The sequence below is a fragment of the Arthrobacter sp. Hiyo1 genome (assembly GCF_001263615.2).
In the GTDB taxonomy this organism is placed as follows: Bacteria; Actinomycetota; Actinomycetes; order Actinomycetales; family Micrococcaceae; genus Arthrobacter.
In genome coordinates this window covers 78,868-80,901 of record NZ_DF952468.1, presented here as the reverse complement: position 1 = coordinate 80,901, position 2,034 = coordinate 78,868, and the positions used below count along the sequence as shown (strand labels likewise).

Here is a 2,034-nt window from a genome sequence, read left to right as displayed (position 1 = left end):
CTCGCAGTTGTTGTCGTATAACCGGCTCAAACGACACAACTGCGAGTCAGTTGGGTCTGCGACGAAGGAAAAGGGGCGAGAACGACGGCACCCTCTGCAGGGCTGCCCACGCCGCCAGGGACTAGCTGGCGCGCTCCACTACAGCGTGTGCGAAGTTGGTCAGCGACTCCTTGACCACGCCTTCGGGCAACGGCTTCAAGGCTTCGATGGCTTCAGCGGACCATTGGCGCGCGATCACCCAGGATTCCGCGGTGACAGGATGCTCGCGGAGCCCCGCGACGGCCAGGGCCAGGGCTTCATCGGAGGACAGGTCGCCGTCAACCAGCTTCAAGAGTTCGACGGCGGAGTGGTCACCGTTGTCGGCGGCCTTGCGGAGCAGGAGGACGGGCAGCGTGGGAACGCCTTCCCGGAGGTCTGTGCCCGGAGACTTGCCGGACTTAACCTTGACGCCGGTCACGTCGATGACGTCATCGGCTAGTTGGAAGGCCACGCCGACCTTCTCGCCGTACTCCACGAGCACGTCTTCGAAGGCTTCGTCGGCGCCGGCAAAGATGGCACCCAGCTGGCCCGAGGCGGCAACCAGGGAACCGGTCTTGTCGGCGATGACGGAGAGGTAGTGCTCCACCGCGTCCTCGCCTTCGCGTGGGCCCACGGTTTCGTGCAGTTGCCCGAGGCACAAGCGTTCGAAGGTGCGGGCCTGGATCCCCAGGGCACGCGAACCGAGCTCTGACACCAGGATCGAGGCGCGGGCAAAGATCAGGTCACCCGTGAGGATGGCTACCGAGTTGCCCCAGACTTCGTGCGCCGTGGGGGCACCGCGGCGGTAGGGCGCGGAGTCCATCACGTCGTCGTGATAGAGGGTGGCGAGGTGGGTCAGTTCAACCACGACGGCGGCCTGGACCACTTCCGGACGGGAGGCGTCACCGAGGTGGGCACACAGGAGAGTCAACAGCGGGCGGATGCGCTTGCCGCCGGCTTCCACCAGGTGACGCGACGTTGCGTCAGCCAGGGGATCCGAGTTGGCGATTGCTTCGCGGAGCTTCTTTTCCACGCGGGCAAGGTTGGTGGTGATGGCAGGACCGAGCTCCACGTCCTTGGCGATAGCCGCAAAACCGGCAGGAAGCTGCAGGCCAGTGGCGATCGCGGTGGTGGTGGGAGCGGGTTCGACAGCATCCGGCAAGCCGTGCCCGGCGTGCGTCCAGCTGTGTTCGGCAGAGTGAGTCACGGGTTAACCCTAACTTTTCGCGGAGGAAAGCGTTGATTCGGTGCCGGTACGGGTGGAAGCGGCGGTGGACGTGGTGTTGGAGGTGGCCGGGACCAGCATCTCGAGGACGCGGATGGCGCGGTCCTCGAAACCCTTGGCGGACGTATCCGTGAGGTTGGCGAGCATCCGCACCACAAAGCGCATAAGAACCGGAATGGGCATGCCGGTCCGTAGCGCGAGTTTCATGACGGCGGGCTTGCCAATGAGTGCGGCAAAGACACGGCCCAGGGTGAAGTGTGAACCCCACTGGTCCCGCACGTAGTCCGCGTACCGCGAAAGGTGCGCGTCGGCGTCGTCGGCTGTCCACCGGGCTGAACGCGAGCGGACGGACGCATCAACAAGAAACTCGGCCGCAAATCGGGCGGACTCCATGGCGTAGGAAATGCCCTCGCCGTTGAATGGTGAAACCATGCCGCCGGCGTCGCCCAGGAGCATGAGCCCCGGCGAGTAGTGCGGCGTGCGGTTGAAGCCCATCGGCAGCGCGGCGCCGCGGATCTCCCCCACTTGGTTTTCGGGCGTGAAACCCCACTCGGACGGCATGCCGGCGGTCCATTCGCGCAGGACCTGCTTGTAGTCGAGCTTGCCGAATTCCTTGGAGGAGTTCAGGATGCCCAGGCCGACGTTGGACGTGCCGTCCCCGACGCCGAAAACCCAGCCGTAACCGGGCAGCGGCTTTCCGGACTTGCCCGGAAGCTCAAGCCAGCCTTCCATCCAGTCGTCGTCGTGTCGGGGCGAGGTGAAGTAGGTGCGGACGGCGACGCCGAGCGGAC

Annotated in this window: 1 protein-coding gene and 1 pseudogene; both read right to left on the bottom strand. The window is 65.4% G+C overall.

Annotated features, from left to right (window positions below; translation table 11 throughout):
• Positions 1-121: 121 nt before the first annotated feature.
• Positions 122-1,225, bottom strand: a complete 1,104-nt coding sequence (locus tag AHiyo1_RS00335) for a polyprenyl synthetase family protein (RefSeq protein ID WP_059387239.1) — start codon at positions 1,223-1,225, stop codon at positions 122-124.
• Between the two features lie 9 nt (positions 1,226-1,234).
• Positions 1,235-2,034, bottom strand: a pseudogene (locus tag AHiyo1_RS00330) (FAD-dependent oxidoreductase); the annotation flags it as partial.